The sequence below is a fragment of the Mongoliitalea lutea genome (genome assembly GCF_014652135.1).
Taxonomy (GTDB): domain Bacteria; phylum Bacteroidota; class Bacteroidia; order Cytophagales; family Cyclobacteriaceae; genus Mongoliitalea; species Mongoliitalea lutea.
Window position 1 is genome coordinate 128,963 of the sequence record NZ_BMYF01000007.1, and the last position, 25,776, is coordinate 154,738.

The window sequence follows — 25,776 nt, forward strand, 5'->3', positions numbered from 1 at the left end:
TAAGTTATCCAAAATGTTTCCAAAAAAAATGGATTTTTGTAAATCTCTGCATTTTCAAAGTATGAAAGGTTTCTTATCTTTCTCCAAGCTAAACCCAAAACTTCATGTTAAAAGACAACCCCAAGAGTTTTTCGCCCCTCGTAAACCCTGAAGAAGAAGCGTTTTTTGCAGGTCCTCAAACCCGCTGGAAAGAACTCAAAATGATCATCAAAGTCATGTTAGAATTTATCCGTGGATTTCGAATGCTTCACTTTGTTGGTCCTTGTGTGACAGTTTTTGGATCGGCCCGATTTGAAGAAAATGATCCATTTTACCAATTGGCTGTCCGAGTTGGAGAACAGGTGAGTAAAATGGGCTTCACAGTGATGACCGGAGGTGGGCCAGGCATCATGGAAGCAGCCAATAGGGGTGCCAAAAATGTGGGAGGAAAATCAGTTGGCTGCAACATCATTTTGCCCTTTGAGCAACATCCCAATCCTTACTTGGATAAGTTTATGAATTTCAAGTATTTCTTTGTGAGAAAAGTACTGCTTTCTAAGTATAGCTATGCTTTTGTTGTGATGCCAGGCGGATTTGGAACCTTGGATGAGTTTTTTGAAGCACTCACCTTGATGCAGACAAAGGTCATGCGAAGATTTCCGGTGGTATTGATGTGTTCAGAGTTTCATCAGCATTTGTATGACTACATCGTTCACTTGGCAGATTACGGAACCATCAACAAAACAGACTTGGAGCTATTTCTAATGACAGATTCCATTGAAGAAATGGAAGCTCATATTCGTACATATGCAGTAGAGGGATTCGGCCTCAAAAAACGGGAAGATATTGAACCACAACCACTATTTGGAGAAAACGGCTAAATTGGCCAGAATAGGAGAATCAAAGGAATGGATATTAGGATGATCAATAGCTCTAACGGAGCACCTAACCTCAAGTAATCTGTAAACTTATAGCCTCCAGGCCCCATAACCAATGCATTACTTTGATGTCCAATTGGTGTGAGAAACGCACAACTACCTCCGATAGCCACGGCCATTAAAAATGGATCTGAACTTACCTGCAAGCCCTCAGCTACATTCAGAGCAATCGGCGCCATTAAAACAACAGTGGCTGCATTATTAATCACGTCTGACAAAAACATGGTTACTAACAAAATAACTGTTAGAATACCCCAAACAGGAAAACTTTCTTGTAGCATCAGTATTTTCTCTGCTAAAAACTGTGCTCCTCCTGTTTTTTCCAAAGCAAAACCCAACGGCAATAAAGCACTCAAAAGAATTAAAACAGGCCAGTCAACAGCTGTATAAATTTCTCTCAAAGGGATTATTTTCGACAATATCATCAAAAGGGCCGCCAATGTAAATCCAACTTGAACGTCTAATACACCGCCCACGATCAACCCCAAACTCATTATAAATATTCCTAAAGACAAAAAGATGTTTTTTGGTTCTCCAAAAGAAATTCCCCTATCTGCCAGAGGAAGGCAACCCATGCTTTCAAGAGCTTCATCAATTTTATCGTTATCACCTTGCAGCAACACCACATCACCAATCTGAAATTTCACATGATCAATTCTCTTTCTGATTTTTTGGTTTTGCCTGGATATCGCCAATAAATTCACCCCATACCTGAAACTCATCATCATATCCGCCGCAGATCTGTTCAAAATAGGACTATTTTGCATCACTACAGCCTCTACTAGCTGAACACTATCCATAGATGATTGACCAGTGGTATCTTTTTCAACCTGTTCCCCTACCAAGGTGGTCTTTGTATCTTTGATAAATGCCTTTAAATCATCAGAATCTCCCTGAATACTGATAATATCACCTTCCTTAAAAACAAAATACCTGCCTGGAGCATACGTAAACTGCTTATCCCTTATAATATTCAAAATCTGAACATTCCCCTCAACAAGTTTATAGATTTGATGATGTGGCTGATCTTTTAAGGTAGACTCTTTTGTAATAATTACCTCGGTGATATAGTCATTTACATTAAACTTATTCGAATTATCTTCTTTTGAAATCCTTTGTGGAACAAGTTTCCAACCTAAAGTGACTATAAATACTAATCCAATCAAGGCTACACCAATTCCTACAGGGGCAAAATCAAACATCTTAAATGGCTCGCCTAATTGCTCTGCCCGAATAGTAGAAATGATGATATTGGGAGGAGTACCAATAAGAGTTATCATTCCACCTAAGAGGGAAGCAAATGCGATGGGCATCAAATAGGAAGATGGTGACATCTCTCGCTTTTGTGCCAAAAAAACAGCCAAAGGCATAGTCATTGCCAAAGCTCCAACATTATTCATAAAAGCAGACGCAACACATACAAATACACATAACAAAATCAATTCCTTTGAAAAACTTAGCTTTTGCTCCAAAAGAACTTTTGCTAACTGCTCGATTAAACCTGAACGAACAAGCCCATGACTGACTACTAAAATCATTCCGACGGTGATAACTGCTGGATGAGAAAATCCTAAAAATGCTTCCTCAGCAGACAGAATAGATGAAAAAACCAATAACAATAAACAAATAATAGCCACTAAATCATAGCGTATTTTACCCCAAGCAAAAAGCACTAAGGCCAAAAATAGTATCGCAAAAACAATATACATTTCCATCTCTAATTATTTACGCCCAAGCTACATCCAACACCATCATCACCACAAAACCAATCATAAAACCTAGCACAGCCAAATCAGTATATTTATCCCGTTGGGTTTCGGGAATCACTTCTTCTATCACCACAAAAATCATGGCACCTGCAGCAAATGAAAGTGCAAATGGGAGAATATTCTGCATAAAAATTACAGCAATTGCGCCTACTACTCCAGCCATAGGCTCAACAATAGCAGAGAGCTGACCATACCAAAAACTCTTTTTCCTGCTCATACCAGCTCTCCTCAGAGGCATGGATACAGCCATACCTTCGGGAATATTTTGAATGGCAATACCTAATGCTAAAGCTACAGCAGCAGTAATGGATGCACCTTCTAGTCCCAGTGCAGCGGATCCAAATAAGATACCAATGGCCAAACCTTCAGGGATATTGTGCAAGGTAATCGCCAGCAACAAAAGTGTAGATTTATGCCAAGATGTTGGAATACCTTCCTGTTCGGCCTGACCAAAATTGATATGTAAATGAGGAAGCAGTTTATCCAAAGCAAAAATAAATAAGCCCCCTAAAAGAAACCCAGCAGCAACCGGCAACCAATGCATGGTGGGAAAAATCTCCTTAGCATACTCCAAGCTGGGATTCAGAAGGGACCAAAAGCTTGCAGCAATCATAACACCTCCTGTAAAACCTAGCATGGTATCGAATACCGCACGGTTAATGGTCTTAAAAAAGAAAACGATGGAGGCACCCACAGCTGTCATCAACCATGTAAAGATAGTTGCCACCAAGGCAGCCTTTACAGGTCCAAGTTGTATTGCAGTTTCTTCTAAGAATTCGAACATAGCTTCCTTCAAAAATCAACGAAAGCTACACATTTTTAAATAAAAGTACTAAATACCTGCCTTTATGTAAATCCAACCTTTTTCTTGTTTCATGACTATCTCCAAAACACCTGCTGGCACAAACCCAGCCAGCTCCAAAAATTGCCCTTTCTCCAATTTTCGCTGAGCTAACGTGTTCTCACAAATCATAAATTCGACACCCTTCTCTACCAAAGCTGCAATCCTTTCTGTGTACAGATTATTTGTATTTCGCATCAAATCTATACCCATTCCATGTGTCACCACTTCTATCTGAGCATTGGGAGCAGCTCTGAAAATATTTTCTAATTGTCTCAAAAATTTCTCATGTACATCTACATCTCCATCTGTTAATTGATAGATGATTCTATGAGGTGCCTCTGATACTACTTGAGCATGTGAGAGGATGGATAGAGAAAATAAGAATAGGGCAAGTGGCAGGATCTTTTTCATAACCTTAAAAATAAAAAATTATTCACAAATATAGCGTGCGCAGAATCACCTTAGAAATCAATATTGACACTTAACACAAAATTCCTCCCGGGAGCAGCAATGCCCGAGCTATAGGTTCTATACCTCACATCGGTCAAATTCTCCAAACCAGCATTTATCGTAACCCATTGAGGGAATCTATATTGAGCCTTGAAATTAAGAGTGGCCCAGGCAGGACTAAAGGGGCTACCAAAAGCATCTACAGCATATAACTCAGGTTTGGCCCGCTCTTCCAAAGGCAATTGCTCAAATGTAAAAGAACCTGCATACTCCGCAAATAACTGCAAGCGAAGATTTTTTCGCTGATAATCCAAACGGGTAAGGCCAAAGGTTGGTGGTGCATGGCGACTTGGACTCTGTACACCATCTTCCATTTCTTCAATCCCACGCTGAAAATTCAGTTTTGATTGAATAGTGAAAAATTTGGACACTTTGTATTCTACGCCTATTTGGACCCCTTGAATTTGAACAAATGCAGCATTTTGCAAACTTAACACCTGACTGAGCGTACCATCATAGAAGATACTATCCTGACCATTCAACTGACCCGGTCTTCGAACCAACGCATTGTTTAAATAGGTGTAGTAGGCTGTTGCATCAACTAAAAACCGGTCTTTTATCACTTTCCCGACATTTAACTCCGCATTGTAGGCATCCTCAGCCTGCAAGGTAGGATTAGGCACCATTACAGCACCTGGTTCGGAATCGAAAAATTTCCCAATATCATCCACATTGGGAGCTCTAAAACCTTTGGATACATTGGCATGCATTACCCAACCTTCTGCTGAGGAAAACACATATCCCAAGCTTCCTATGAGTGCAGAATTTTGTAAAGATGTTTGCTCAAAAGGAAGGGGGTAAAAGGCAAGATTATTGGTGAAATCTGCATCCAAGGCAAAAAGATTGTAGCGTAGACCTCCTTGAATTAAGGAGTTTTTATTCAGTTGAAATTGAGATGTAAGATAAGCCGCTGCGGAACTCCAGGTTGCATGTGGGTACCTAGCCGGACCAATGCCGCTCTGCTCGTTGATTATATTGATATCCATTCCTTCCGAACGTACATCATTGATCACACCTTCCAAACCGTAGAACAGTTGTATATCTTTTGAGACACTTTTGGTCAAATCAACATTCAAAGAATATGCGTCTACCCGCTCCTCCCGCTCTCTACGGATGAAACTTCCAAAGTTCCGATCTATTCTACTTTCCTCAAATCGCTGATAAGCCAAATTGATTGATAATTGATCATAAAAGGATGAGGTCTTGCTTGAATGCTGCACACTGAAATGGTGCATAGCCCATATTTGGGGACCGTACATCCATTCAGCACTTTGCGGTAAACCATTCGGGCGCAGGCGAATCAACCGGTCATATCTTGGAAAATTACTGGTCTCAGAAAAATGAAATGCATATTGAAAATTCCATCCATTATCCGTTCTCAAGGCCAGTTTCTGCATAAAATTGCTTTGTTCATATCCTGAGGGAATTTGTATCAAAGGATTAGGATTTTCTACAAGCATATCCTGCCCTTGAACTCTTTCAACAAGTGTAGGTCTTAGAAATTCTTCAGGCCCTCGGCTTCCCATGCGTGAATCCCCAAAATTATATCTGGAAAAGCTGCTAACCCCAGCCCAGCGATGATTTCCATAACGCAAATGCACATGACCCGTTTGCTCCTTATTGGCAGTAATTCCACGTAAACTCACATTCCCATCAAACTTAAACTCTTTACCTTCTTGAAAAACAGGCTTCAAAGTCTCAAAACTCATCACTGCGCCGATGGCATCTGAACCATAAATAATAGAGCCTGGGCCAAAAAACACCTCTGTATTTTCAATAGCAAAAGGATCTAAAGAAATGACATTATGCAGATTTCCACTTCGGAAAATAGCCGTATTCATACGAACACCATCCACCGCATACAAAAGACGATTGGTCGAAAATCCCCTAATCATGGGGCTGCCCCCACCCTGTTGGCTTTTCTGGATAAATACATCTCCCGAAATGTTCAATAAGTCCGCAGCAGTTTGAGGATTTAAAAATAACTGTTCCTCTTTAGAAATTTGACTGATTTTATTGGGTACTTGCTGCCTAGATTGTGTCCATCGGGTAGCAGAAACTACCGCTCGCTGCAAGGTCAACTCACTGACTTGCATAACCACGGTAAAATCAGCTTCTAAAAGCTCCTCCCAAGTAAGCTGCTGAGCTTGATAACCAAATAGTCTGAACTGAACATTCCCGTTTTTAGCACTCAAAAAACTGATATCCGCTTTCCCCTCTGAATCAGTTTGAACAAAGTTTTGGCTAGAACCTAAGGAAATCATCACAAACTCCAGCCCTTCCTTGGTTTGAGCATCTTGCACCCATACCACCTGAGCCCAGACAGGTAGCAAGGAAATAAAGAAAAATACAAAGAATCCAAGTAGCTTCATCACAGGTGTAATCTTCTGTAAATGTAAGAGATTGCCTAAACGGTTAAAAATACTTTTGACTCCATAGAAAGTAACTATACGTGTGAGATTTTTTTCTAGCAAGATATTTTTAGGTAAAGATACCAAGCTATTGGTTTTATTTCAACTTATATCGCGCAAGCATATTTCATCTTGATTCTTGTTTCTTGGCTCTTGCCTCATTGATTGAAGGTCCACAGTCCACTGTCGACAGTTACGGTGGTTGTTCAAATACGATTATTCTTTTTTATTTCCTGCCCCCCTACTTGGTACATGGTACTTGGTACTTGGTACTTGGTACTTGGTACTCTAAGCTCTTCCCTTCAACATTCCTTCCCAGTACATAATCGGCAAGACATGTTTTTTCAAAAGCCACATGCTGTATTGCTCCTTGGTGGTGTCGACAAATTTGGAGATGAATGGATCTGAATCACGAACATTGTTGTATTTAAATTCCGCTAATACCATTTTACTGTAACCTGTCACCAATGGACAGGAAGAATAGCCCTCATATTTTAAACCAGCAATGGCATTAGTACGGATCAAATGAATTAAGTTACCCACCACTACTGGTGCTTGCTTTCTTACAGCAGCACCCGTTTTTGCTGTAGGCAATGCTGCCACATCTCCCAATGAAAAAACATTCGGGAATCGCTTATGCTGCAGGGTATTGATATCTACATCTACCCAACCTTTGCTAGGGCCATCTTGCATGGAAACTGAAGAGTTTCTAACAAAATCAGGTGCTTGCTGAGGAGGTGCGATATGTAACATATCAAACTTCATGACAATCTCCGAATCTCCAACCAAGCTTTCACCTAATGCAGGGACAATTGTATCCGCACATTGAGCGATGTTTTCATGGGTGTATTTGAAGGTGATCTCCTGTTTTTCAGCATCAATTTTAATTGGAGCATAATGAGGTTTGAACAAAATATCTCTTTCTATAATAATTTTATTCAAAGTTTTGGCAAATTCTTTTACACCAAAAATCACTGTTCCCGGAGTCGCAAATACCACATTTGTTTGTTCACGTACACTAGCTTTGCGGAAATACTCCTCTGCCATGTACATGATTTTTTGAGGAGCCCCTCCACATTTGATTGGCGTAGTAGGTTGTGTAAATACAGCATTCCCACCTTTAAAATTCTTCAATACTTCCCATGTATGTTCAGGATCTGTATAATTGCTACAGACTACTCCTTTTCCTAAAGCCTCTTTCAAACCTGGTATTAATTCAGGCGCCATAATCAGGCCAGGAGCAAGCACTAAATAATCATAGGTAATCTCTCCATTTGTTGCCGTCATCACAGCATTACTTTCAGGCGTAAGACTGACAGCCTTATCTTTAATCCATGTGACACCTTTGGGAATATAGTTAGCCTCAGGACGCTCGGTCTCCTTGAATTTATAAGTCCCGGCACCTACGAGTGTCCAAGCAGGTTGATAATAATGCTTATCTGATGGTTCAAGAATGGCAACTTGTAGGTCTTTTGCTTTTTTTCTTAATTGGGCAGCTACGGTGATTCCTGCTGTACCTCCCCCGATAATTAAAATTTGATAGTGGCTCATGGAGTTATTGTTTGATTGATGGTATAAAAATACCCTTCTCCATCATCAAAAACGGTGATATTCATCACAAAAAAAGGCTGTTTCCAAAGGCGCTATTTTTTTCAAAATTCACCTCCGAAACAGCCCAAAATGGGTTCTTTTATTAAGCAACTTACATTACTGGTGCATCAATGATGATATCTAAGTCCACCAACTCAGGTTCAATCTCCAACATCACAGGCGCCTCATCCTCGGATATTACACCTCTGTCGATTAACTCAGCAATCATGTCCATTTGGATACCCAACTCCAAACCATCTGCATGACCTGTTTTAAATTTCTTTAGAAGCTCCTCATCACTTACTTCTGCATACCGAGCTTTTCTAGCATCTTTAATTTTTTGCTTTTTGGCCTCTAGCAATTGCAATTTCCGGTCTTCCATTCTTTTGTTAAGTTCCTCCAAGTACTCTGCAGAAAAGGTTCCTGAATAAAAAGGAGACTCCTCTAATGGAATTTTCTCCACAGTACCATCTGTGTGTACTACCGTAAATTCTTCAATATCCTCCAAGATATACTCATCTCCAGTTTCTACATCCACAATTTTATCCGCCTCAAAAACGAAGCGCTGTTCTATACTTTTCTCGCCTGCGCATGCAGCCAAAAAAGAGGCGATCAAAACTCCAACAATCAATACCTTTTTCATAATTTCTATTAGTTAATAAAGTGTTTTATCTGATTTACTTTTCCATTCTTCAAATACCTCCCAAGCCTCAGCATTCATCAGTTGTTCAAAAGGAATTTTGCGCTGCTCTAAAGGCAACTCTAATTCCTGGTAAATAAATTGATCATCAAAATCAATACGAGCCGCATCGATTTTAGTATTTGCGTAATAGACTTTTGCTGGTCTAGCCCAGTAGATAGCTCCCAAACACATGGGGCAGGGCTCACAGGAAGTGTATAAGATACACCCGTCCAATTGAAAATGTCCGAGATTATTGCAGGCATCTCGAATAGCGACCACCTCTGCATGCGCAGTGGGATCATTGCTACTGGATACTGCATTGGAACCTTTACCTACTACTTTCCCGTCTTTGACGATGACGCAGCCGAAGGGTCCTCCCACGCCTGACCGCATTCCATCTCTGGACAGGTCAATAGCCATTTGCATGAATTTTTGATGATCTGAATGCATAGTTGAGATTTACAGTACAATATACGGAAAATCAACCGAAAATGTTCCAAATTTCCAATTGTTCTGCCCTACAATCCAACATGATTTCAGAATATTCTACTTATTTGAATCCTAAAAAAACCCGTTTATTTCAAAAAGGGGTTATTTCATCCACTTTTCGATAAATTTCAAAAACCCTTCTTTGTAGTGTTCGCTAACTGCTAAGTGGGCATCTCCCACCTGCAACATATTTTTACTGATGGCATCTATATGGTTGACATTGACGATATAAGAGCGGTGAACCCTAAGAAAATCATTCGCAGGAAGTAACTCCTCCATGTTTTTCATACTTGTCAAAGAAAGTAATGGATTAGGTTTAGACTTTAGGTGGACTTTAACATAATCCTTGTAGGCCTCTACATACAAAATGTCTGACAGCATCACCTTCACTAATTGGTATTCTACTTTTAGAAAAATGAAGTCTGATGTGGTGATACCCAGACTTACTGCTTGTTCCAGTGTTTGTTTTTCATAGAATTCATAGGCTTTTGTCGTGGCCTTCAAAAACTCCTCATAACTGAATGGCTTCAATAAATAGTCTAGTGCATCGACCTTATAACCTTCTATTGCAAACTGATTGTAAGCCGTGGTAAAAACTATTTTGGGCTTTTTCCTTCCCTGTTTACCATCAATGATCCTAGCTAATTCCATACCTGACAAATCCGGCATTTGGATGTCCAAGAAAATGAGATCTACCTCCGTGGAATTAATAAATTGCAAGGCTTCAATTGCATTGTCAAAACGGCCCAATAACTCTAAAAATGAAGTTTGTCCTATGAATTTACAGACCAATTCCAAAGCTAAAGGCTCATCATCTACTGCTATGCAAGAGATTTTCATGACAGGTCTAGGGTTAGTTCAATTTCATAATGCGCATTTTTCAAATCCTCACGTATCTGAAGGGTAAATTTACCAGGATACAACAAATCTAATCTCCGTTTGGTATTTGCCAAACCAATACCGCTAGCTTTTGCTTCGGGAGAATCCTCTGCTATTTTCACAATCGAATTCTTTGTTACAAGGGTAAGCATATGCTTTTCCTTTTTCAAATGTATAGAAATCGGACTATCTTGTTGGGAGCTTATGCCGTGTTTGAAGCAATTTTCAATAAATGGTAATAGAATCATGGGAGCAATTTCTGCTTCCTCTACCCTATCCGGAATTTGTACGTCTAATTGTACCTTGCTTGTCAAGCGTAAGCGCATCAACTCCAAAAAGTCTTTAATGAAATCAAGTTCCTTACTTAAAAGCGTATGGTTTTTCTCAGTTTCATACAACACATAACGCATCATCCTGCTCAACTTCAATAAAGCTGTTTTAGCCTTTTCAATGTCTATATTGGCCAGTGAATAAATATTATTGAGCGTGTTGAAGAAAAAATGGGGATTGATCTGGGCTTTTAGATATAAGAGTTCGGAATTGGTTTTTTCTTGCTCCAGTTCCAAGCGAAATTTTTCATCCGATTGCCACTTTAAAATAGTCGCCACACTGGTGCTGATACCGGCAGACATAAAGAAAACCAGCAAATTGGATACGTCATAGTAATAATTCCGGGGTCTCGGGGTATAGGGTATGTTAGGCCTAAATACCTGATGCATCAACTCCTGCATTCCAAATAATTCATCATAGACTATCAAAATAAGGATATAAACTATCCCAGCTGCAAAATTGTAAATCAAGAATTTAGCAATCTGATTTTTAAACAAGAACTCTTGAGTAAGGTAAAAATAATTCAAGTAAAAAATTCCAATCAACATAGCAAACATGATGATTTGCTTGATCCAATAAGGCAAAGGAAATGACAATCCTGAGGAAATCGGAAAAAGTAGGAATAAAATAAACCCAACCAATGCCCAAATGAGAATATGGACAAGGAGCGAGATATTTCTTTTAAAGGCTAAGTTTTGCATATGTTCACTGTCAATCGAATGTAAAGAAAAATATTATTTCACACAATACCCATTCTAATCTACCAAACAGGGCAACTCACCGACCAAACAGAACTTTTAAAGGATAAAATTCTGAATGATCGTATCGATTTGTTTTCATCTGTCAAAAACCCAAACTCGTCGAGACATTTCCCCAGCCTGTCTAGTTCGTTTTTTTTTGATTCCTGCCTTTTCTTCCTTTGTTGCCGTAAACTATCCACGAAAAATGAAAACGCTAAACCAACTATTGATTGCTTTCCTTATACTGAACGCTATACTTGTCCAACAGACACATGCGCAGACGACGGAAGCAGTTAAGCCCGTATATCAAATACTCGGGAAGATTTTTGAAAAAGACAAGGATGAGCCAATCCCTTATGCAGCTGTATCATTAATTGATGCGACAACAGACAAAACGGTTGCAGGCGCAGTAGCTGGATTTGATGGGGAATTCATCTTGGCAAATTTTGGCGACGGAACCTATAAAATCCAGATTTCATTTATGGGTTTTCAGTCTTACAGTTCTCAACCGATCACTATCAGCGCAACAAATTTCAGAGTGGATTTAGGAAAAATCCAATTAGAAACCGAAGCTGTAGCCTTGCAAGAAGTAACCGTAACGGGTCAGCGTGATTTATTTGAAGAAAAAGTTGACCGAACCATCTATAATGCCGAAAATGACAAAACCTTGATCGGTGGAGATGCAACTGACGTGATGAGAAGAGTGCCTATGCTATCAGTGGATATGGATGGCAATGTTTCCATGAGAGGAAGTAGCAATATTTTGGTATTGATCAATGGCAAACAGTCAGCAATTGTCGCCAGCAACGTTGCTGATGCATTGAAACAAATTCCGGCCGAAGAAATCAAATCCATTGAAGTGATCACTTCTCCATCTGCAAAGTATGATGCTGAGGGAACAGGTGGTGTTATCAATATCGTAACTAAAAAGAACAACCTACAGGGAGCAACGTTAAACATCAACTCCAGTGCAGGTCTTCGTGGTAGCAACCTTGGTTTGAATGCGAGTTTGAAAAGAGGAAAAATGGGCTGGACCTTGGGTGGTTTTGGAAGAGCGGGATATAATATTCGTGGCTTTTTTGATAACCAACAGACCGTAACCAATGCAGACGGTACTGCTTTGCAAATCAATCAGTATGCCGATACACGTAGCAACATGATTTTCGGTAGATACAACCTAGGTTGGGATTATGAGTTGGATAAATATAATTTCTTGACTGCCTCTGTAAGTTTGGGGTTACGCAATATGCAAAACTGGCAAGATGGATTATCTACAGAAACTTTCTTTGAAGAAACATTAGTCAGTTCCGTTTTGAGAGATGTAAGCGTTAACAACCTTTCTAATAATGTTGATGTAAACTTCAACTACACCAAGACTTATGAAAAGCCTTTGAAGGAATTTTCCATCTCTGGCTTATACAGTCAAAACAACCTAACCAATGATTTTATCAACAGCCTGTACAATGGCACCTTTGATGATATCCTAAGCAGAATTAAAAATAATAACTTAGGAACAAATCAAGAATACACCATTCAGTTGGACTATGTAACGCCAATAGCCAATAGCAAAAACAAAATTTTAGAGTACGGAGCGAAAAACATTTTGAGAAGAGCAACCAGTGATTTTGCTTACTTCACCGCAACGGGCTCCGATGGAGAATTTGTAGAAATTGACGATGTCAACTTTTCTAATGAATTTACCTACGATCAAAATGTAACTGCAGCTTATGCTTCTTACACTACCAATTTCCTGAAAAAATATGCTTTCAAAGGTGGTTTACGTTATGAATACACCACCATCAGTGCTGATTTTAGAAATTCAGAAATCGAAGCGGATATCCCTTCCTATGGTGTAATCGTCCCTAGTGTCAATTTGAGCAGAAGATTGGAAAATGGCAGAATGATCAAAGCTGCTTATAATAAGCGTGTGCAGAGACCTTCTCTCAACTTCCTGAATCCAAACATCAATGCGGCCAACCCTCAGCAAATCTCCCAGGGTAATCCCTTGTTGGATCCTGAATTGACGGATAACTACGAGCTTTCTTACAGTACATTCAGTAAGGGAACTACCATTAATTTCACGACGTTTTTCAGAAATACGACTGGTTCCATTCAGCCTGTAAGAACGGTGCAGGAAGATGATATCATCTTTACTACCTTCGAAAATATTGGACGTGAAAAAGCATACGGCTTAAGCATTTTCTCTAACATCACACTATCGGATAAATTCTCTTTGAATGGTAGTGTGGACGGATACTATGCACGCTTAAATAATGGCTTGGACGATCCTTTGTATGCAGCAGCTAATGATGGATTTGTATTCTCCGGTAGAATCTTCGCTAACTACTCCTTACCTAACAACTGGCAGTTACAGTCTTTCGCCTTTATGCGTGGAAGGCAAGTTCAATTACAGGGAACAGCTGGAGCCTTCGGGATTTACAGTTTGAATATCAACAAGCAGTTTAATGAAAAGAGAGGTAGTATTGGATTTGGCGCTGAAAACTTCTTTACCCCAGTGTTTAGAATCAACAACGAATTGATCACTCCTACCATAATGCAGCAAAGTACCATCGGGATGCGCAACATGAACTTTAAGGTTAACTTTAATTATAGATTGGGTAAATTAACGATGGAGCCTAGCCGAAGAAAACGAAGAGGAGTCACCAATGACGACTTGAAAGGCGGAGGTGAAGGCAATGAAAACATGAATTAACATAGATTGATAATTTGAACAGCTGCCGGAATATTTCTGGCAGTTTTTTTATGTCAAACTTTGTATTCCTTAAAAAACTTATTTTCCGCTTCCACTGTACCGATCAATACCATTTCCGTTCCTTCCTCTAAGATACAGGTAGGTTCAGGATTGACCTCCATCCCTCCTGCACGTTTCAAAGCTATTACGGTACAACCTGTCTCTTTTCGGATATCACTTTCAGCGATGGTTTTACCGGCCAAGGCTTCAGGAACCTTGATTTTTATTAAATCCAAGCCCTCTGCCACCATCAAGGTATCGCTACGGTTCAGTAAGTTCAAGATGTTGTTTGAGCCCATGGACGCATAGGAAAGCACAAAGTCTGCACCTGCACGATGAATGGTACTCAAGTTACGGTCATAGGTAGCACGCGTGATAACCTGAATATCCGGACGCAGTTTACGGCAATAGATAGTCAAATAGGTATTGACATCATCTTCGTGGGTAGAAACAATCACACAAGGCGCTTCCTGAATACCCGCTCTGCAAAGGGTCTCATAATCCGCTGCATCTCCGTAGACGTACTTGCCCGTATCTTTGATTCTTTCCTGAACTTTTTCTACGATTCTATAATCCAGGCCTCTTGCAGCAAGAGCCCTACCGGTCGCCCTACCAACCCTTCCTCCCCCAATAATTACGAGCGGTGCAGTAGTAGGCTTTTTAACACAATAATTTTTGTTATAATTTTCAATCTGTTCTTCCGTTCCTGCCAATACTAAGACTGTATTTTCTTCTATCAAGGTCTCCGGGAAAGCTGTTTCAAAATACCCTCTTTCCCAAATTCCCAATACGCTTACACCGACTTGTTCTCTTAATTGTGTTTCTCGAAGCTGTTTACCTACCAGTTGGGAGCCCTTTACAGAAGCTTCCGCAATATGTAAATCCTCAAATTTCCCGATAATCTGGGCAGAGGCATCTCCCCCACTTGCCCTTCTAGCCAAAAATATCCCCATATTTTCACCTAAACGTAATACATGATTACATCCGGCTAATTCAAGAATATCTTCTGAAGCCTCAAAATTACAGCTTGCAATGATAGGAACTCTCGGGCTAACCTCCCTAACTGTGAAGGCAACGGAGGTATTCATCACATCTGTGGTCGTGGTCGCCACCAATAAAGCATCATTGACACGGGCATTGATGTAGGTTTTTGGATCATCGAGCTCACCAAGCATCACTCGGATATCCATTTCCCTCAATTTCAAGCCTTCTTCGAAGGTTTTAACAAGTACCACATAAGGCACATTGATTCGATTGAGCTTTTTAATCAATGCCTGCGTTACAGGATCATAATTTGTTAAAATTACGTGGCCTTTCGTACCTTCCTCCAACTCCTTAGGAACTCTTGTTTGCTCCTGGGCCTTCATCCAAGGCGAATAAAAGAAATTGATAAAGGTAAATGGGAAAAGGATTAACAAAAACAACATCCCCGTCAGCAATACAAAAACACTGTAAGTTCTGCCCAAATCAGTTTCAAAGGTTATATCTCCAAAGCCCAATGTTGACATTACCGTCAACGTCCAATAAAGGCCCGTCAACCATGAATATTCCCTGCCTTCCAAATACATCAAATAATGAAATGCAGCTGTAAAAATTGCAATGATTAAAAAGAGAACGATTGTGAAATTAAAAAGCAACTTTAAATTCCTTCTATCAGGCTTGTTTTTGATGAAATAACTGATTTGGGTCAATAAAATTTTCATTTGTGTATCATTTTGTATTACCTCACTGGTTAAATGTAGAAAAAGAGAGCGAAATCACATATCTTTTTTGAACAACAAGACCCACTTTCCAAAATCTTCTTTCACATTGAACTGTTGCAGTGGAAATTTTTCAGGAAACTTTTCCAATTGGTTTTTACGCACCATGAGAATCACATTTCCCATATCGCGTTGGAATAACCATTCAGGCTCTTCCTGAAGATTGATCAGGTTTTCCTTCCAAGCATCTGTACGTTCAAATTGGGTTTCCCGATTCAAACTTTCATCCCCATCATATAAGGAGATGATATTTTTATCTGTAAGGAAGGCCATAGAAGGCATACGCTTATTGTAAATCAATACATCAGCTTTCTCTGGGAGCTCTTCTTGAATAAAAGCTGCGATTTGTTTTTGATCGTTGACCAAATCAGCATTTGCTCCAAAAAAATACGTGGAAGCAGCCGTGATGCCCATCACAAATAAATAGGCTCCAAAAACCGAACGGTCTGCCACTTTAAATGGAATCACCCGAATTGAAATTAAGACAGAGGCGGTGATGATTAACAAGAAATAAAATTTGTAACTCAGCACTAACTTCGGTTCTATCAAAGGACTAAGCGCTAATCCCAATAAAATCAAGACTTGAAAAGCAAATAAGACCCTATCCCATTTTTTTTGCGTTTGTCTTGAAAGGCCTATCCAAACCGCAACCGCTAATAAGGCAATCCCCGGATAGACCGGAAGGATATAGAGAATAAGTTTTGACTTGCTGATGGAAAAGAAAATCAAAGGAATGATCGTCCAAGCCAACAACCAAAACTGAACAGATTTTTTATCGACTAGCAGTTCTTTGATCTTCGAAAAAACTATCAGAATCCACGGAAAAGCCGTTCCCAAAACAATCGCTCCATAAAACCAAAATGGCTGACTTCTGCTAAATGTATCTGTTGCAAATCGCTGTACCGTGTGTTTAAATACGAAGTAATCCAAGAACTGTGGATCTTCCAGATAAAGTAAGATAAACCAAGAAAAGCCTATCCCTACAAAAATTAAGGAGCCCAACAAATGCCAAGAAAGCCCCAAATCACCCTTCCTCCCCTGAAATCTCCCAACTACAAGCAAAATCACAGGAACGATTAACACCACCGGACCTTTGGTTAAGAACCCTAACCCTAGCATGCAATAAAAACCCAAAAGTTGTGCAACCTGGGCATCTTTTAGATACTTCAACCAAAACCATACTGCCCCAAGCACAAAAACTGCCAAGTATGCATCCGTCGTCAGTGCTCTGCCTCCAATAATAAAAGCCGGAAAGGAGGCATACAGCATGGCTGCCAAGAATGCTTTTTTATCTGTATGTAGCAGCATCTTGCCGATTTTGTAAACCAACCAAACTTGAAGCAGCAAGGCTACTTGCAGAAAAAACCGTGCAGACCAGGAAGAAACTCCGAATATCTTGTAAGCCAAAGCAGTAATCCAATAAGTCATCGGGGGTTTGTGATAATGGTAAATCCCCATTAAGGTCGGGTGCATATAGTCCCCTGACTCCACCATTTCCATAGGGATCAGTGCGTAGCGCGCTTCTGAACTTTCTGTCACCTCCCAATTCCCTAAATTAAAAAACAACACAGCTGCTGTAAATAGCATTAATGCAGGAAATCGGTAGGCTTTAAACTTCCGAAGAAAATCCATGGAGCGCTCTAATCTTGCCGCATGATGGAGCATGAGATTTCTACCATATACAAAAAGCCCAAATGCCTGCCCTATGAATAGCACCGCATCTTTTCGGAATATCGCATAAACAGCAATGATACTTGCCCCAACCAAACTGATGTACCAAAATGATACGGGAAAAGCTGATTCTTGCTTCTTTTCCGAATACAGCCATTGAACGACGAAGCGGGAGGTAAAGATAAGTTGCCCTAGCGTCCCCCATGTTAACAATAAACCCTCAATCTCAGGGTTATCCAAAAACTTATCCCAATTATAATCAATTCCAAAAACTAAAAATAACCCCATCAATGCAGGAAGCAAAAAGGCAGTCCAACGGATAAACGTAGGCAAACCATCCCAATCTCCCTTCAATTGCAGGTTGCGGATATAAATCAGATAGCCCACCAATTGCCCCCCAACAATAACCAAATCGGATCTAAAAAATCCATATACCATTAATAATAAAGAGGCCAGTAAACTCAATTGCCAAAATAAGCTGGGTGAGACTACTTTATTTTCTCTCTCGGACTGCAACAATTGCACGATGAAACGTGCAGAAAACAAGCCTTGGGCAATCAGGCCCAAACCAATGACCAGAAAATTACTCATTTGACAGGAATCTGAGGTTTTTGGGATGCTGCAATGTTGTATTGTATGAAACGCTTTTTAAGTCTATGCACTAGGAGCGTATCCAATAAGGGTTGCACAATCCGATTGAGGGCATTAAACTTTGAAACACCAGCTTGACGGGGAAAATGCTGCACAGGAAGCACTTTCACTTGGCCTCCATAAATCTGCGTAAGGGCAGGAAAGAAGCGATGCACACCATTAAAGTAAGGCAATTTTAATGCAAACTCCCGTTGGAATATTTTTAACGGACAGCCTGTATCCTTCATCCCATCCTGTAGAAAGCTGTTCCGAAACCAATTGGCAAAATTCGATGAAAAACGCTTCCCTAGGCCGTCCTGTCTATGTTGACGCTCTCCTGTAACCAATTCATAGCTTTCAAGAAAAGGTTCGAAGGAACAAAAATCTAAAGGAGATGTTTGTAAGTCTGCATCCATATAGCCTACATAATCAGTAGTCGCATAATCTATCCCTGCCTTAATAGCAGCACTTAAGCCTCTATTCTTATCAAATGAAATAAATCCCATATGTGTGTTGGCTTTACAAATTTGCTGTATCAAAGCTAAACTTGTATCGGTAGAACCATCATTTACAAAAAGTGCACATACATTTAAAGTGGACTTTTCTAGGTATTGATTCAAGGCGTCTTGAATTCTAAAAATATTTCCTTCTTCGTTGTAAACAGGTATGATGATGGTTAAAGCTTTAGGCATAGTATGGGAACGCATATACAAAAGTAACCAACTTTTAACCTAAGGCCTATTTTTTTTGTTAAAATACCCCAACAAAGAATAAGATTTGGATTAAACCACAATTAGTACGTAAAGACCAAACAAATCAGAAATAGCCCTGATTTTAAAGCACTATGATATAAGTTTTTTACAATTTGAATTATACTAGTTAAATTTTAAACCAAAAAAATAAAATTTGATGTAAAAAAAGATATTTATGGTTATTTTTTTAACCAAAAAAAAAGGAGTCTTCAAAAAAGACTCCAGGTTTGGGTTAAATTGTAACTGACTATAGCCATATAAACTTTGGCGATTTCTTGATTGATCGTAATTTTAAAACACCAAAATTTTCTAAACCTAACAAAAACATAACAAAAATCAATAAAACTTTTAAGAAATTTTATTTAGACAATAAAAAAAAATGGTCATCCATAAGACAAATGGGATTGAAATACTTTAGGAGTCACCCCAAACTCTTTCTTAAATGTCCTTATGAAATACGTAGTATTATTAAAACCTGCCATGAAACATACCTCCTGAATTTGATGAGAGCCCAATTGAAGATACTGTCTGGCTAATTTTAATCGTTCTTTTAGTATGTAATCCATCGGACTAAGGCCTAATTCATTTTTGAAGGTCCTGCAAAAGTGAGCCTTACTCATACAGGCTTTTTCCGCGAGTTTTTCTAAGGTAAGATGTTCACGTACATTATTTTTAATAAAATCTACCACAAAACCTAGACGATTGGACAGGGCAAGCGTTTGATAGGATTGCTCCAGTAGTTCCCTTGCTTGGGTTTGGGTGAGACGAATCAGCAATTCTTTCAGGGCAAAGGATGCAATCAGGTCCTTTTCACGGGAACGTTCCTTTACGCCTATTTTGATAAATCGATTGATTATTTCTGACAAATCGTTGGTATTGATCAAATGAAAATAGGAAAGGTCCAAACCCCATTCAGCGGTAAGCTCTTTTTTGGGCAATTTCTCATTTAACATATTAAAGGTATCCTCGATCATTTCCTTGGAAATGGATAAGGCGATACACTGCGTAGGATTATCCAGTTGTGCTTCGGGGAAATCAATCTTCATCACTTCATTGGGTGGAACGATCACGGATTCTCCAGGTAGGTAATCAAAACCAGGTCTATCAATTAGGTGCATAACCTTTTTCCCCTTCAACATGGTTGTCAAGACCAAGTCACCAAAACATAAGTTGACATCGGCTGCCTGTTGATGTGTTTCAAAAATATTCAGTTCACAATTGCTCAGCGTGTAAGTAGTCCGGTTTTCCACTAATGTCCGGAGGTCCTTTTCATTCCTCCAAGGTACTCCTGCAATAAATTGTGAACTCATGATTCTTTTGGGTTTAATGTATCAATAATAAGAATTTTATTTAAGGATTACGAGCCTTGAGGCCAACTTGTTTCTAGCACAAAATTACCGATTTATCAATAGAGGTCTATAATCCCGCAATAGAGGTGGATTTTTTTAAAATTTTATAGAAGAAATTTGACGAAACCTAAAATCAACCTCAAAATTATGTCAACATTAACCTTATCACAGGCAAGCCCTGTTGAAAGACCTCAGATTAAAGAAAAGTATGACCATTATATAGGTGGTCAGTGGATCGCTCCTGCTTCAGGAGAATATTTTGATAATATCTCCCCTATTGACGGGAAGGCTTTTTCAAAAGCAGCGAGAGGCAACAAACAAGATGTAGAAAAAGCTCTGGATGCAGCACATGCTGCATTTCCTGCTTGGTCAAAGACCTCTGCTGCAGAACGTAGCCGCATCCTAAATAAGATCGCCGATGTAATTGAAGCGAATCTGGAAATGCTTGCCCGTGTGGAAACTATTGACAACGGAAAGGCACTTAGGGAAACCCGCGCAGCTGATTTGCCATTATGTGTGGACCATTTCCGTTATTTTGCAGGTGTTATCCGAGCAGATGAAAGCTCGATTTCAGAGCACGATGAACATACCGTTAGTATTGCCTTGCATGAACCACTAGGAGTTGTTGCCCAAATCATCCCATGGAACTTCCCACTTTTGATGGCTACCTGGAAAATTGCTCCAGCCTTGGCAGCTGGGTGTTGTACTGTGGTAAAACCAGCAGAACAGACACCTACGAGTATCATGGTATTGATGGAACTGATCGGTGATTTACTTCCTCCGGGGGTATTGAATGTGGTCTCCGGTTTTGGACCTGAAGCAGGAAAACCTTTGGCCACCTCACCTAGAGTGGCAAAAGTTGCCTTTACGGGAGAGACTACTACCGGTCGTTTGATCATGCAATATGCTTCCGAGAACTTAATTCCCGTAACCATGGAACTTGGTGGAAAATCACCGAATATCTTTATGAAATCCGTGGCTGATGCAGATGATGAATTCTTCGATAAAGCTGTGGAAGGTGCTGTGCTATTTGCGCTGAATCAAGGGGAAGTATGTACCTGCCCATCCAGAATTCTGGTACACGAAGATATTTATGATAAATTTATGGAGCGCGTAGTTGCCCGAACCAAAGCCATCAAAATGGGGCATCCTTTGGCTGAAGATACCATGATGGGAGCTCAGGCATCGAATGACCAGTTTGAGAAAATTCTTTCCTACTTAGATATCGGTAAACAAGAGGGTGCAGAAGTACTTTGCGGTGGTGATAAGGCTGCCTTGAACTCCGGACTCGAAGGAGGTTACTATATCCAACCAACCATCTTTAAGGGTCATAACAAAATGCGTATCTTCCAAGAGGAGATCTTTGGCCCGGTGACATCCGTAACCACTTTCAAAACTACCGAGGAAGCTATTGCTATCGCCAATGATACGATGTACGGTTTAGGTGCAGGCTTATGGTCTAGAGATGCCCATGAATTGTATCAGATCCCAAGAGCCATCCAAGCAGGTCGCGTATGGGTCAATTGCTACCATGCTTATCCAGCCCATGCACCCTTTGGAGGATACAAGAAATCCGGTTTCGGTAGAGAAAACCATCTGATGATGCTCAACCACTACCGTCAGACCAAAAATATGTTGATTTCGTATAATAAAAATAAGTTAGGCTTTTTTTAGGAGAAGTTAGATACGAGAGGCTAGAGATTAGAGAGAGTATGCAGTGACAACATTCGGTGGCTGAGCGAAGTCGAAGCCACCGAAGTGTTGACAGTGAGCAGTCTCTTTAGGAACTTTTCCAAAGTTGCAACTTTGGAAAAGTTCCTTAGTTCCTAATATTTCTTAATACTGTCTCTTTTCTCGTCTCTCGCTTCTAATTTCTCGTTTCTAAAATCTAAAACACCTCATGAAAAACCACATCCCCAGAGTCATCTTAACCGAAGCAGCTATCGAAACCATAGATACCTTGCGGAAGCGTTTTGGAACGGATCTGATGTTTCATCAGAGTGGGGGCTGTTGTGATGGTTCTTCTCCTATGTGTTTTGAAAAGGGGGATTTTAAAGTTGGGGGAAGCGATATTTGGATGGGTAAGGTTTATGGTTGTGATTTTTTTATGAATCAGGATCAGTTTGAATATTGGAAGCACACGCAATTGACCTTAGATGTTACGCCCGGTAGGGGTAGTAGTTTTTCCATTGAGATTCCAATGGGTATCAGGTTTATGATTCGGTCGCGGTTATTTACCATGGAGGAATTGGAAAATCTGATTCCAACCAAAACGGGGGAAGAAATGATGGAGAAGGGGCTTTTAAAAATGTAAATCGTGTGAAATTCAACTCCTCCGGAGTTGGGAGGGCCAAAATTGTATAATTGCTTGACCCCGAGTTGGCACTCGGGGCTAATAACCTGCGGTAGTTAACTCCTCTGGAGTTAGATCATTTGTGCTAACTCCAGAATTAGCCAACCTTAGTTTAAATCCTCTGGAGTAGGGAGGGCCAAAATTATATGACTTGCTTTACCCCGAGTTGGCACTCGAGGCTAATAAACTGCGGTAGTTAACTCCTCTGGAGTTAGCTCATTTGTTTTACATCCAGAATTAGCCAAGCTTTGTTTAACTCCTCCGGAGTTAAGGGCCAAAATTGTAAAACACCCTTTTCCCCGAGTTGGCACTCGGGGATTAATAAAGTTCAATATCACATAACAACTCCGGTGGGAGTTGAACTCATGCTATAGGTCTGTCAATCCACCTGAACCATTCTCGAAAAAAACATACGGGTGATAAATAACCCTGTACTATCTCCTTCTCCGGCATGACTTTCAACGCCTGAGGTTACATACACCAACGAAAAGCCTTCTGATTCTAGCTCCATGATACGGGCACCAATCATAGCATCATTGGATGCGATATTCTGGAAATTAATACCAACCCCGGAGAAAAAATTTAAAAGCTTAGTCTCGTCAAACTTATCCACTTTCAATTCCTTTCGGCTGACAGATCGCTGACTGGACCGCTTCCCATCTGTTCGAGAAGTTCTGAAAACCTCGGTATCAACATCCGTCATATTCTCAATTATTCGAGAGCGACCAAGGCCCATGGGTACAATGGATTCAACCACGGTTACAATTTTCCATTCTTTAACTGGATTATTGGCTTCTTGCGCAAATGTCAACATACTTCCAAAAAGGAAAATTAACAGAAAACATAATTTTTTCATACCTTAGAATTGTTTATAATATTTTGAGCAATTGACTCACAATAAAAGAAAATTTTAAGTCCCTGCAAAATATGAACACAATTACAGAAATCATTTATCGTTTAGATCAGATTATCGAGGAATGTAAGGTTCAAAAAAATCGTGTAGGGTATTTCGCGGTACTTTACCGACAAGTGACTATCCGAATAAAAAACGGAATCGACAGAAAAGAATTCGAAGACAATCCCCGCATGGAAAAGCTGGATGTGATCTTCGCCAAACGCTTTATCGATGCCTACGATGCCTATATACAAGAGGACACTCCTACCCAAAGTTGGCTGTTAACGTTCCAAACTGCGCCCAATAAACAGCTTACAGTCATGCAACACCTGCTTTTAGGCATGAATGCCCACATCAATTTGGATTTGGGAATTGCAGCGTCGGAGACAATGAATCATAAAGATTTATACCTAATTGAGGCAGACTTCAATTACATCAACGTGGTCTTAGGGGAATTGGTTGATGATACCAAACAACAGATCAGCAGATTTTCCCCGCTTTTCAAACTGCTTGTACCTTTAGCCAAAGGAAAAGATGAGATTTTGGCAAATTTCAGCATCAAAGTGGCTAGAAAAGGCGCTTGGAAATTCGCCAATGAATATGCTAAGAGCAACAACCGTAGTCACAACTTGCATCAACGGGACCTCGTCATCGCTGGGCTTGCCCAAGGAATGATTACTCCTGGAAGGCGCATCAGTTTTATTATGCGACTGATTGCACTCACGGAATGGAAATCTGTTCCTTCCATTATTGAAGACCTCGAACACATCGGAGGATCTTGAATCTAGTACCCCATGTTTGAATAATCCTGACAAAGGGGCTGGTTTTTTGAGCTCTTGGTTTTAATCTATTTCGGAAAACCCATCCTTACCCCATCATCTACCCTTCCACAACCTTCCCGAATTCAGCTATACGCTGCTCAGAAGCTTGCTCAAGCTTGAAGGTTTGCTCCTGGGCAAACACGGATACCCTTCGTTCGGTTAGTTCTAACAACTCGTCATAAGGCCCTCGGGGAGCTAATAATTTCACTAAGATGGGGGCACATTCCAGGGCAATCAATAACAACATGATCATCGTACTTGCCAAGGAAATACTGGGGCGTTCCTCTCCCACTGCTCGTAAAGCATCCAAGCGTGCACCTAGTCCATCAAAGCCATCAATAGAAGGCTGGATTTTTGCCAATTCTTGGGTTTTCAAGTCTTCCAAGTATGCAATACGTCGATCCAGGCTATCCTTTTTGGATTGAACATACCCAGAAAAAACTTCTAGCTCCCTTTGCGCAGCATCCAACTGGGCTTCTTTCTTTTTGGCATTGGTCCCCAAACCTACCATCCCGCTACTGCTGGACGATTTCACCCCAAAGCGCTCGAAGTCATATTCTTCCTGCAATTTATCCCGAAAGGCAACCTTATTTGAAAGGTCTAGATCATAGTTACTTTTTTCTTCCCGAAGCTGTTCAATTTCTTGAAAACCGGCTTCCAAGGCTAGCTTACTGGCTTTAAAAAGCTCTATACGCTCCTCATCCAGTTTTCGATCGATTTCCCGCTCAAAGACCCGCAACTCCAAAGGTTTGGCAATGACCATGGCAAGCAAGACTGCAAAGACTATTCGCGGAAAAGCTATTTTCAACTCTGACCAAAAACTGTTCTTCTTGCGGATAGAAGACACAATAAAACGATCCAAATTAAAAATCATCAAACCCCAAACTAAACCAAACACGAGTGCCAAGCCCATAGACTGAAAAATGATCCAACAAGCATAACTTGCAGCAAACACTGCCAAGAGTGCCGTAAAGAAAATAGTGGCTCCTATACCTGCTACTTTCTGCTCCTCACTGGGACAGCGCTTCAACAAAGGCAAGTAATATCCGGATGCAAATAGAAAGAATTTTTTGAGTGTGTTCATACCTGTGTTCGTGTACGTCCAACCTCTCAAAAAGCGGACAAAAAATCAATAGAATAAGAAGATAAGGAATCACTAGGGATAGAAGGGCCATTTCCGGTGATTAAATGCCTTTAGGAAGAATTAAAAAAATTGAACTCAAGGCCCTTGTTTGTTAAAATTAGCTTTTGGACTGAAAATTGTGCGTAATTTTGAACAGTTACTGTCTCATTTACGGACATTATTTTCTTCAATTAATTCATAATCCATGAAAGTAATACTTAGCATTTACTCCATCCTTTGCTTCTTTCTATGCATCAGCCGCCGGCATCTAAAAACTGAGTATGAAGAATTGAATAACCTCCTCAAGCTATTTACAGAAGGTCAGTCCTATTTAGAGTTTATCGATCGTTGGTCAGCTCTCTTAAATTCACAAGGCGAACCCAATCCTGATTACTTTATTGAAGATAATTTGCATCTCAAGGAACAAGGATATGAACAGTGGAATAAGGTAATCAAATTTTTTCTACAATCAAATGAAGATGAATCATAAAAAAGGCTAGAAATAATGA

General features: G+C 40.1%; 21 protein-coding genes. 6 read left to right on the forward strand and 15 right to left on the reverse strand.

The genetic code is table 11. The features are described 5' to 3' along the window. Window positions 1–104: 104 nt before the first annotated feature. Window positions 105–860, forward strand: a complete 756-nt coding sequence (locus IE080_RS07320; protein ID WP_189580031.1) for an LOG family protein — start codon at window positions 105–107, stop codon at window positions 858–860. On the opposite strand, the gene IE080_RS07325 is transcribed toward IE080_RS07320, so the two are convergent. From IE080_RS07325 to IE080_RS07365, 9 genes are all read right to left on the reverse strand, one after another. Next, window positions 857–2,632, reverse strand: coding sequence for an SLC13 family permease (locus IE080_RS07325; RefSeq protein WP_189580034.1), 1,776 nt, complete (start codon window positions 2,630–2,632; stop codon window positions 857–859). The two genes, IE080_RS07320 and IE080_RS07325, sit on opposite strands and share 4 nt — an antisense overlap. Before the next feature lie 10 nt (window positions 2,633–2,642). After that, a complete protein-coding gene (locus tag IE080_RS07330) occupies window positions 2,643–3,470 on the reverse strand; it encodes a ZIP family metal transporter (RefSeq protein ID WP_189580037.1) in 828 nt (275 codons plus the stop codon). Between the two features lie 48 nt (window positions 3,471–3,518). Next, a complete protein-coding gene (locus IE080_RS07335) occupies window positions 3,519–3,941 on the reverse strand; it encodes a DsrE family protein (protein WP_189580040.1) in 423 nt (140 codons plus the stop codon). Window positions 3,942–3,991: 50 nt separating this feature from the next. Further along, the gene (locus tag IE080_RS07340; RefSeq protein WP_229800544.1) at window positions 3,992–6,538 is read right to left on the reverse strand and encodes a TonB-dependent receptor plug domain-containing protein; all 2,547 of its coding nucleotides are present in this window, start codon (window positions 6,536–6,538) and stop codon (window positions 3,992–3,994) included. A 201-nt stretch (window positions 6,539–6,739) separates the two neighbouring features. Next, entirely contained in the window at window positions 6,740–8,002 is a 1,263-nt protein-coding gene (locus IE080_RS07345) for an NAD(P)/FAD-dependent oxidoreductase (RefSeq protein WP_189580043.1), read from the reverse strand. 151 nt (window positions 8,003–8,153) lie between these two features. Then, window positions 8,154–8,684 carry a hypothetical protein gene (locus IE080_RS07350; RefSeq protein ID WP_189580046.1) on the reverse strand — a complete coding sequence of 177 codons (531 nt, stop codon included), beginning with the start codon at window positions 8,682–8,684 and terminating at the stop codon, window positions 8,154–8,156. Window positions 8,685–8,696: 12 nt separating this feature from the next. Further along, a complete protein-coding gene (locus IE080_RS07355) occupies window positions 8,697–9,173 on the reverse strand; it encodes a nucleoside deaminase (RefSeq protein ID WP_189580049.1) in 477 nt (158 codons plus the stop codon). A 141-nt stretch (window positions 9,174–9,314) separates the two neighbouring features. Further along, window positions 9,315–10,052 carry a LytR/AlgR family response regulator transcription factor gene (locus IE080_RS07360; RefSeq protein ID WP_189580052.1) on the reverse strand — a complete coding sequence of 246 codons (738 nt, stop codon included), beginning with the start codon at window positions 10,050–10,052 and terminating at the stop codon, window positions 9,315–9,317. Further along, window positions 10,049–11,122: a sensor histidine kinase gene (locus IE080_RS07365; protein ID WP_189580055.1), complete on the reverse strand. Its 1,074-nt coding sequence runs from the start codon at window positions 11,120–11,122 to the stop codon at window positions 10,049–10,051. Before IE080_RS07365 ends, IE080_RS07360 begins: the two co-directional genes overlap by 4 nt. Before the next feature lie 244 nt (window positions 11,123–11,366). Between IE080_RS07365 and IE080_RS07370 the strand changes: the two genes are divergently transcribed. Next, window positions 11,367–13,874, forward strand: coding sequence for a TonB-dependent receptor (locus tag IE080_RS07370; RefSeq protein WP_189580057.1), 2,508 nt, complete (start codon window positions 11,367–11,369; stop codon window positions 13,872–13,874). A gap of 53 nt (window positions 13,875–13,927) precedes the next feature. Here the strand turns inward: IE080_RS07370 and IE080_RS07375 are convergent, their stop codons facing one another. The 4 genes from IE080_RS07375 to IE080_RS07390 all read right to left on the reverse strand — a co-directional run bounded on the left by IE080_RS07375 (window position 13,928) and on the right by IE080_RS07390 (window position 20,036). Beyond that, a complete protein-coding gene (locus IE080_RS07375) occupies window positions 13,928–15,616 on the reverse strand; it encodes a potassium channel family protein (RefSeq protein WP_189580060.1) in 1,689 nt (562 codons plus the stop codon). Window positions 15,617–15,670: 54 nt separating this feature from the next. After that, the gene (locus IE080_RS07380; RefSeq protein WP_189580063.1) at window positions 15,671–17,935 is read right to left on the reverse strand and encodes a lipid-A-disaccharide synthase N-terminal domain-containing protein; all 2,265 of its coding nucleotides are present in this window, start codon (window positions 17,933–17,935) and stop codon (window positions 15,671–15,673) included. Further along, complete coding sequence (locus IE080_RS07385) at window positions 17,932–18,666, reverse strand: glycosyltransferase family 2 protein (protein ID WP_189580066.1); 735 nt, start codon at window positions 18,664–18,666, stop codon at window positions 17,932–17,934. The genes IE080_RS07380 and IE080_RS07385 overlap by 4 nt, the downstream gene beginning before the upstream one ends. 443 nt (window positions 18,667–19,109) lie before the next feature. After that, entirely contained in the window at window positions 19,110–20,036 is a 927-nt protein-coding gene (locus IE080_RS07390) for an AraC family transcriptional regulator (protein WP_189580068.1), read from the reverse strand. 186 nt (window positions 20,037–20,222) lie between these two features. Between IE080_RS07390 and IE080_RS07395 the strand changes: the two genes are divergently transcribed. Next, window positions 20,223–21,749 carry an aldehyde dehydrogenase family protein gene (locus IE080_RS07395; RefSeq protein WP_189580070.1) on the forward strand — a complete coding sequence of 509 codons (1,527 nt, stop codon included), beginning with the start codon at window positions 20,223–20,225 and terminating at the stop codon, window positions 21,747–21,749. 226 nt (window positions 21,750–21,975) lie between these two features. Further along, entirely contained in the window at window positions 21,976–22,389 is a 414-nt protein-coding gene (locus IE080_RS07400) for a DUF779 domain-containing protein (RefSeq protein WP_189580072.1), read from the forward strand. Window positions 22,390–22,807: 418 nt separating this feature from the next. Here the strand turns inward: IE080_RS07400 and IE080_RS07405 are convergent, their stop codons facing one another. Further along, complete coding sequence (locus tag IE080_RS07405; RefSeq protein ID WP_229800545.1) at window positions 22,808–23,284, reverse strand: hypothetical protein; 477 nt, start codon at window positions 23,282–23,284, stop codon at window positions 22,808–22,810. Window positions 23,285–23,355: 71 nt separating this feature from the next. Here IE080_RS07405 and IE080_RS07410 point away from each other — a divergent pair, with 71 nt between their 5' ends. Further along, window positions 23,356–24,105 carry a DUF5995 family protein gene (locus tag IE080_RS07410; protein WP_189580074.1) on the forward strand — a complete coding sequence of 250 codons (750 nt, stop codon included), beginning with the start codon at window positions 23,356–23,358 and terminating at the stop codon, window positions 24,103–24,105. Between the two features lie 97 nt (window positions 24,106–24,202). Here IE080_RS07410 and IE080_RS07415 read toward each other — a convergent pair whose 3' ends face one another. Next, window positions 24,203–25,228: a DUF4407 domain-containing protein gene (locus IE080_RS07415; RefSeq protein ID WP_189580076.1), complete on the reverse strand. Its 1,026-nt coding sequence runs from the start codon at window positions 25,226–25,228 to the stop codon at window positions 24,203–24,205. 244 nt (window positions 25,229–25,472) lie between these two features. Here IE080_RS07415 and IE080_RS07420 point away from each other — a divergent pair, with 244 nt between their 5' ends. After that, window positions 25,473–25,757 (forward strand): SGNH/GDSL hydrolase family protein, encoded by a 285-nt coding sequence (locus tag IE080_RS07420; RefSeq protein WP_189580078.1) that lies wholly within the window; start codon window positions 25,473–25,475, stop codon window positions 25,755–25,757. Window positions 25,758–25,776 lie beyond the last annotated feature (19 nt).

Coding starts and splice junctions, on each gene's coding strand:
- IE080_RS07350 (WP_189580046.1), bottom strand. CDS start 8,684: ATGAAAAAGGTATTGATTGTTGGAGTTTTGATCGCCTCTTTTTTGGCT.
- IE080_RS07345 (WP_189580043.1), bottom strand. CDS start 8,002: ATGAGCCACTATCAAATTTTAATTATCGGGGGAGGTACAGCAGGAATC.
- IE080_RS07375 (WP_189580060.1), bottom strand. CDS start 15,616: ATGAAAATTTTATTGACCCAAATCAGTTATTTCATCAAAAACAAGCCT.
- IE080_RS07320 (WP_189580031.1), top strand. CDS start 105: ATGTTAAAAGACAACCCCAAGAGTTTTTCGCCCCTCGTAAACCCTGAA.
- IE080_RS07355 (WP_189580049.1), bottom strand. CDS start 9,173: ATGCATTCAGATCATCAAAAATTCATGCAAATGGCTATTGACCTGTCC.
- IE080_RS07405 (WP_229800545.1), bottom strand. CDS start 23,284: ATGAAAAAATTATGTTTTCTGTTAATTTTCCTTTTTGGAAGTATGTTG.
- IE080_RS07395 (WP_189580070.1), top strand. CDS start 20,223: ATGTCAACATTAACCTTATCACAGGCAAGCCCTGTTGAAAGACCTCAG.
- IE080_RS07410 (WP_189580074.1), top strand. CDS start 23,356: ATGAACACAATTACAGAAATCATTTATCGTTTAGATCAGATTATCGAG.
- IE080_RS07415 (WP_189580076.1), bottom strand. CDS start 25,228: ATGAACACACTCAAAAAATTCTTTCTATTTGCATCCGGATATTACTTG.
- IE080_RS07365 (WP_189580055.1), bottom strand. CDS start 11,122: ATGCAAAACTTAGCCTTTAAAAGAAATATCTCGCTCCTTGTCCATATT.
- IE080_RS07335 (WP_189580040.1), bottom strand. CDS start 3,941: ATGAAAAAGATCCTGCCACTTGCCCTATTCTTATTTTCTCTATCCATC.
- IE080_RS07385 (WP_189580066.1), bottom strand. CDS start 18,666: ATGCCTAAAGCTTTAACCATCATCATACCTGTTTACAACGAAGAAGGA.
- IE080_RS07330 (WP_189580037.1), bottom strand. CDS start 3,470: ATGTTCGAATTCTTAGAAGAAACTGCAATACAACTTGGACCTGTAAAG.
- IE080_RS07325 (WP_189580034.1), bottom strand. CDS start 2,632: ATGGAAATGTATATTGTTTTTGCGATACTATTTTTGGCCTTAGTGCTT.
- IE080_RS07370 (WP_189580057.1), top strand. CDS start 11,367: ATGAAAACGCTAAACCAACTATTGATTGCTTTCCTTATACTGAACGCT.
- IE080_RS07400 (WP_189580072.1), top strand. CDS start 21,976: ATGAAAAACCACATCCCCAGAGTCATCTTAACCGAAGCAGCTATCGAA.
- IE080_RS07390 (WP_189580068.1), bottom strand. CDS start 20,036: ATGAGTTCACAATTTATTGCAGGAGTACCTTGGAGGAATGAAAAGGAC.
- IE080_RS07420 (WP_189580078.1), top strand. CDS start 25,473: ATGAAAGTAATACTTAGCATTTACTCCATCCTTTGCTTCTTTCTATGC.
- IE080_RS07360 (WP_189580052.1), bottom strand. CDS start 10,052: ATGAAAATCTCTTGCATAGCAGTAGATGATGAGCCTTTAGCTTTGGAA.
- IE080_RS07380 (WP_189580063.1), bottom strand. CDS start 17,935: ATGAGTAATTTTCTGGTCATTGGTTTGGGCCTGATTGCCCAAGGCTTG.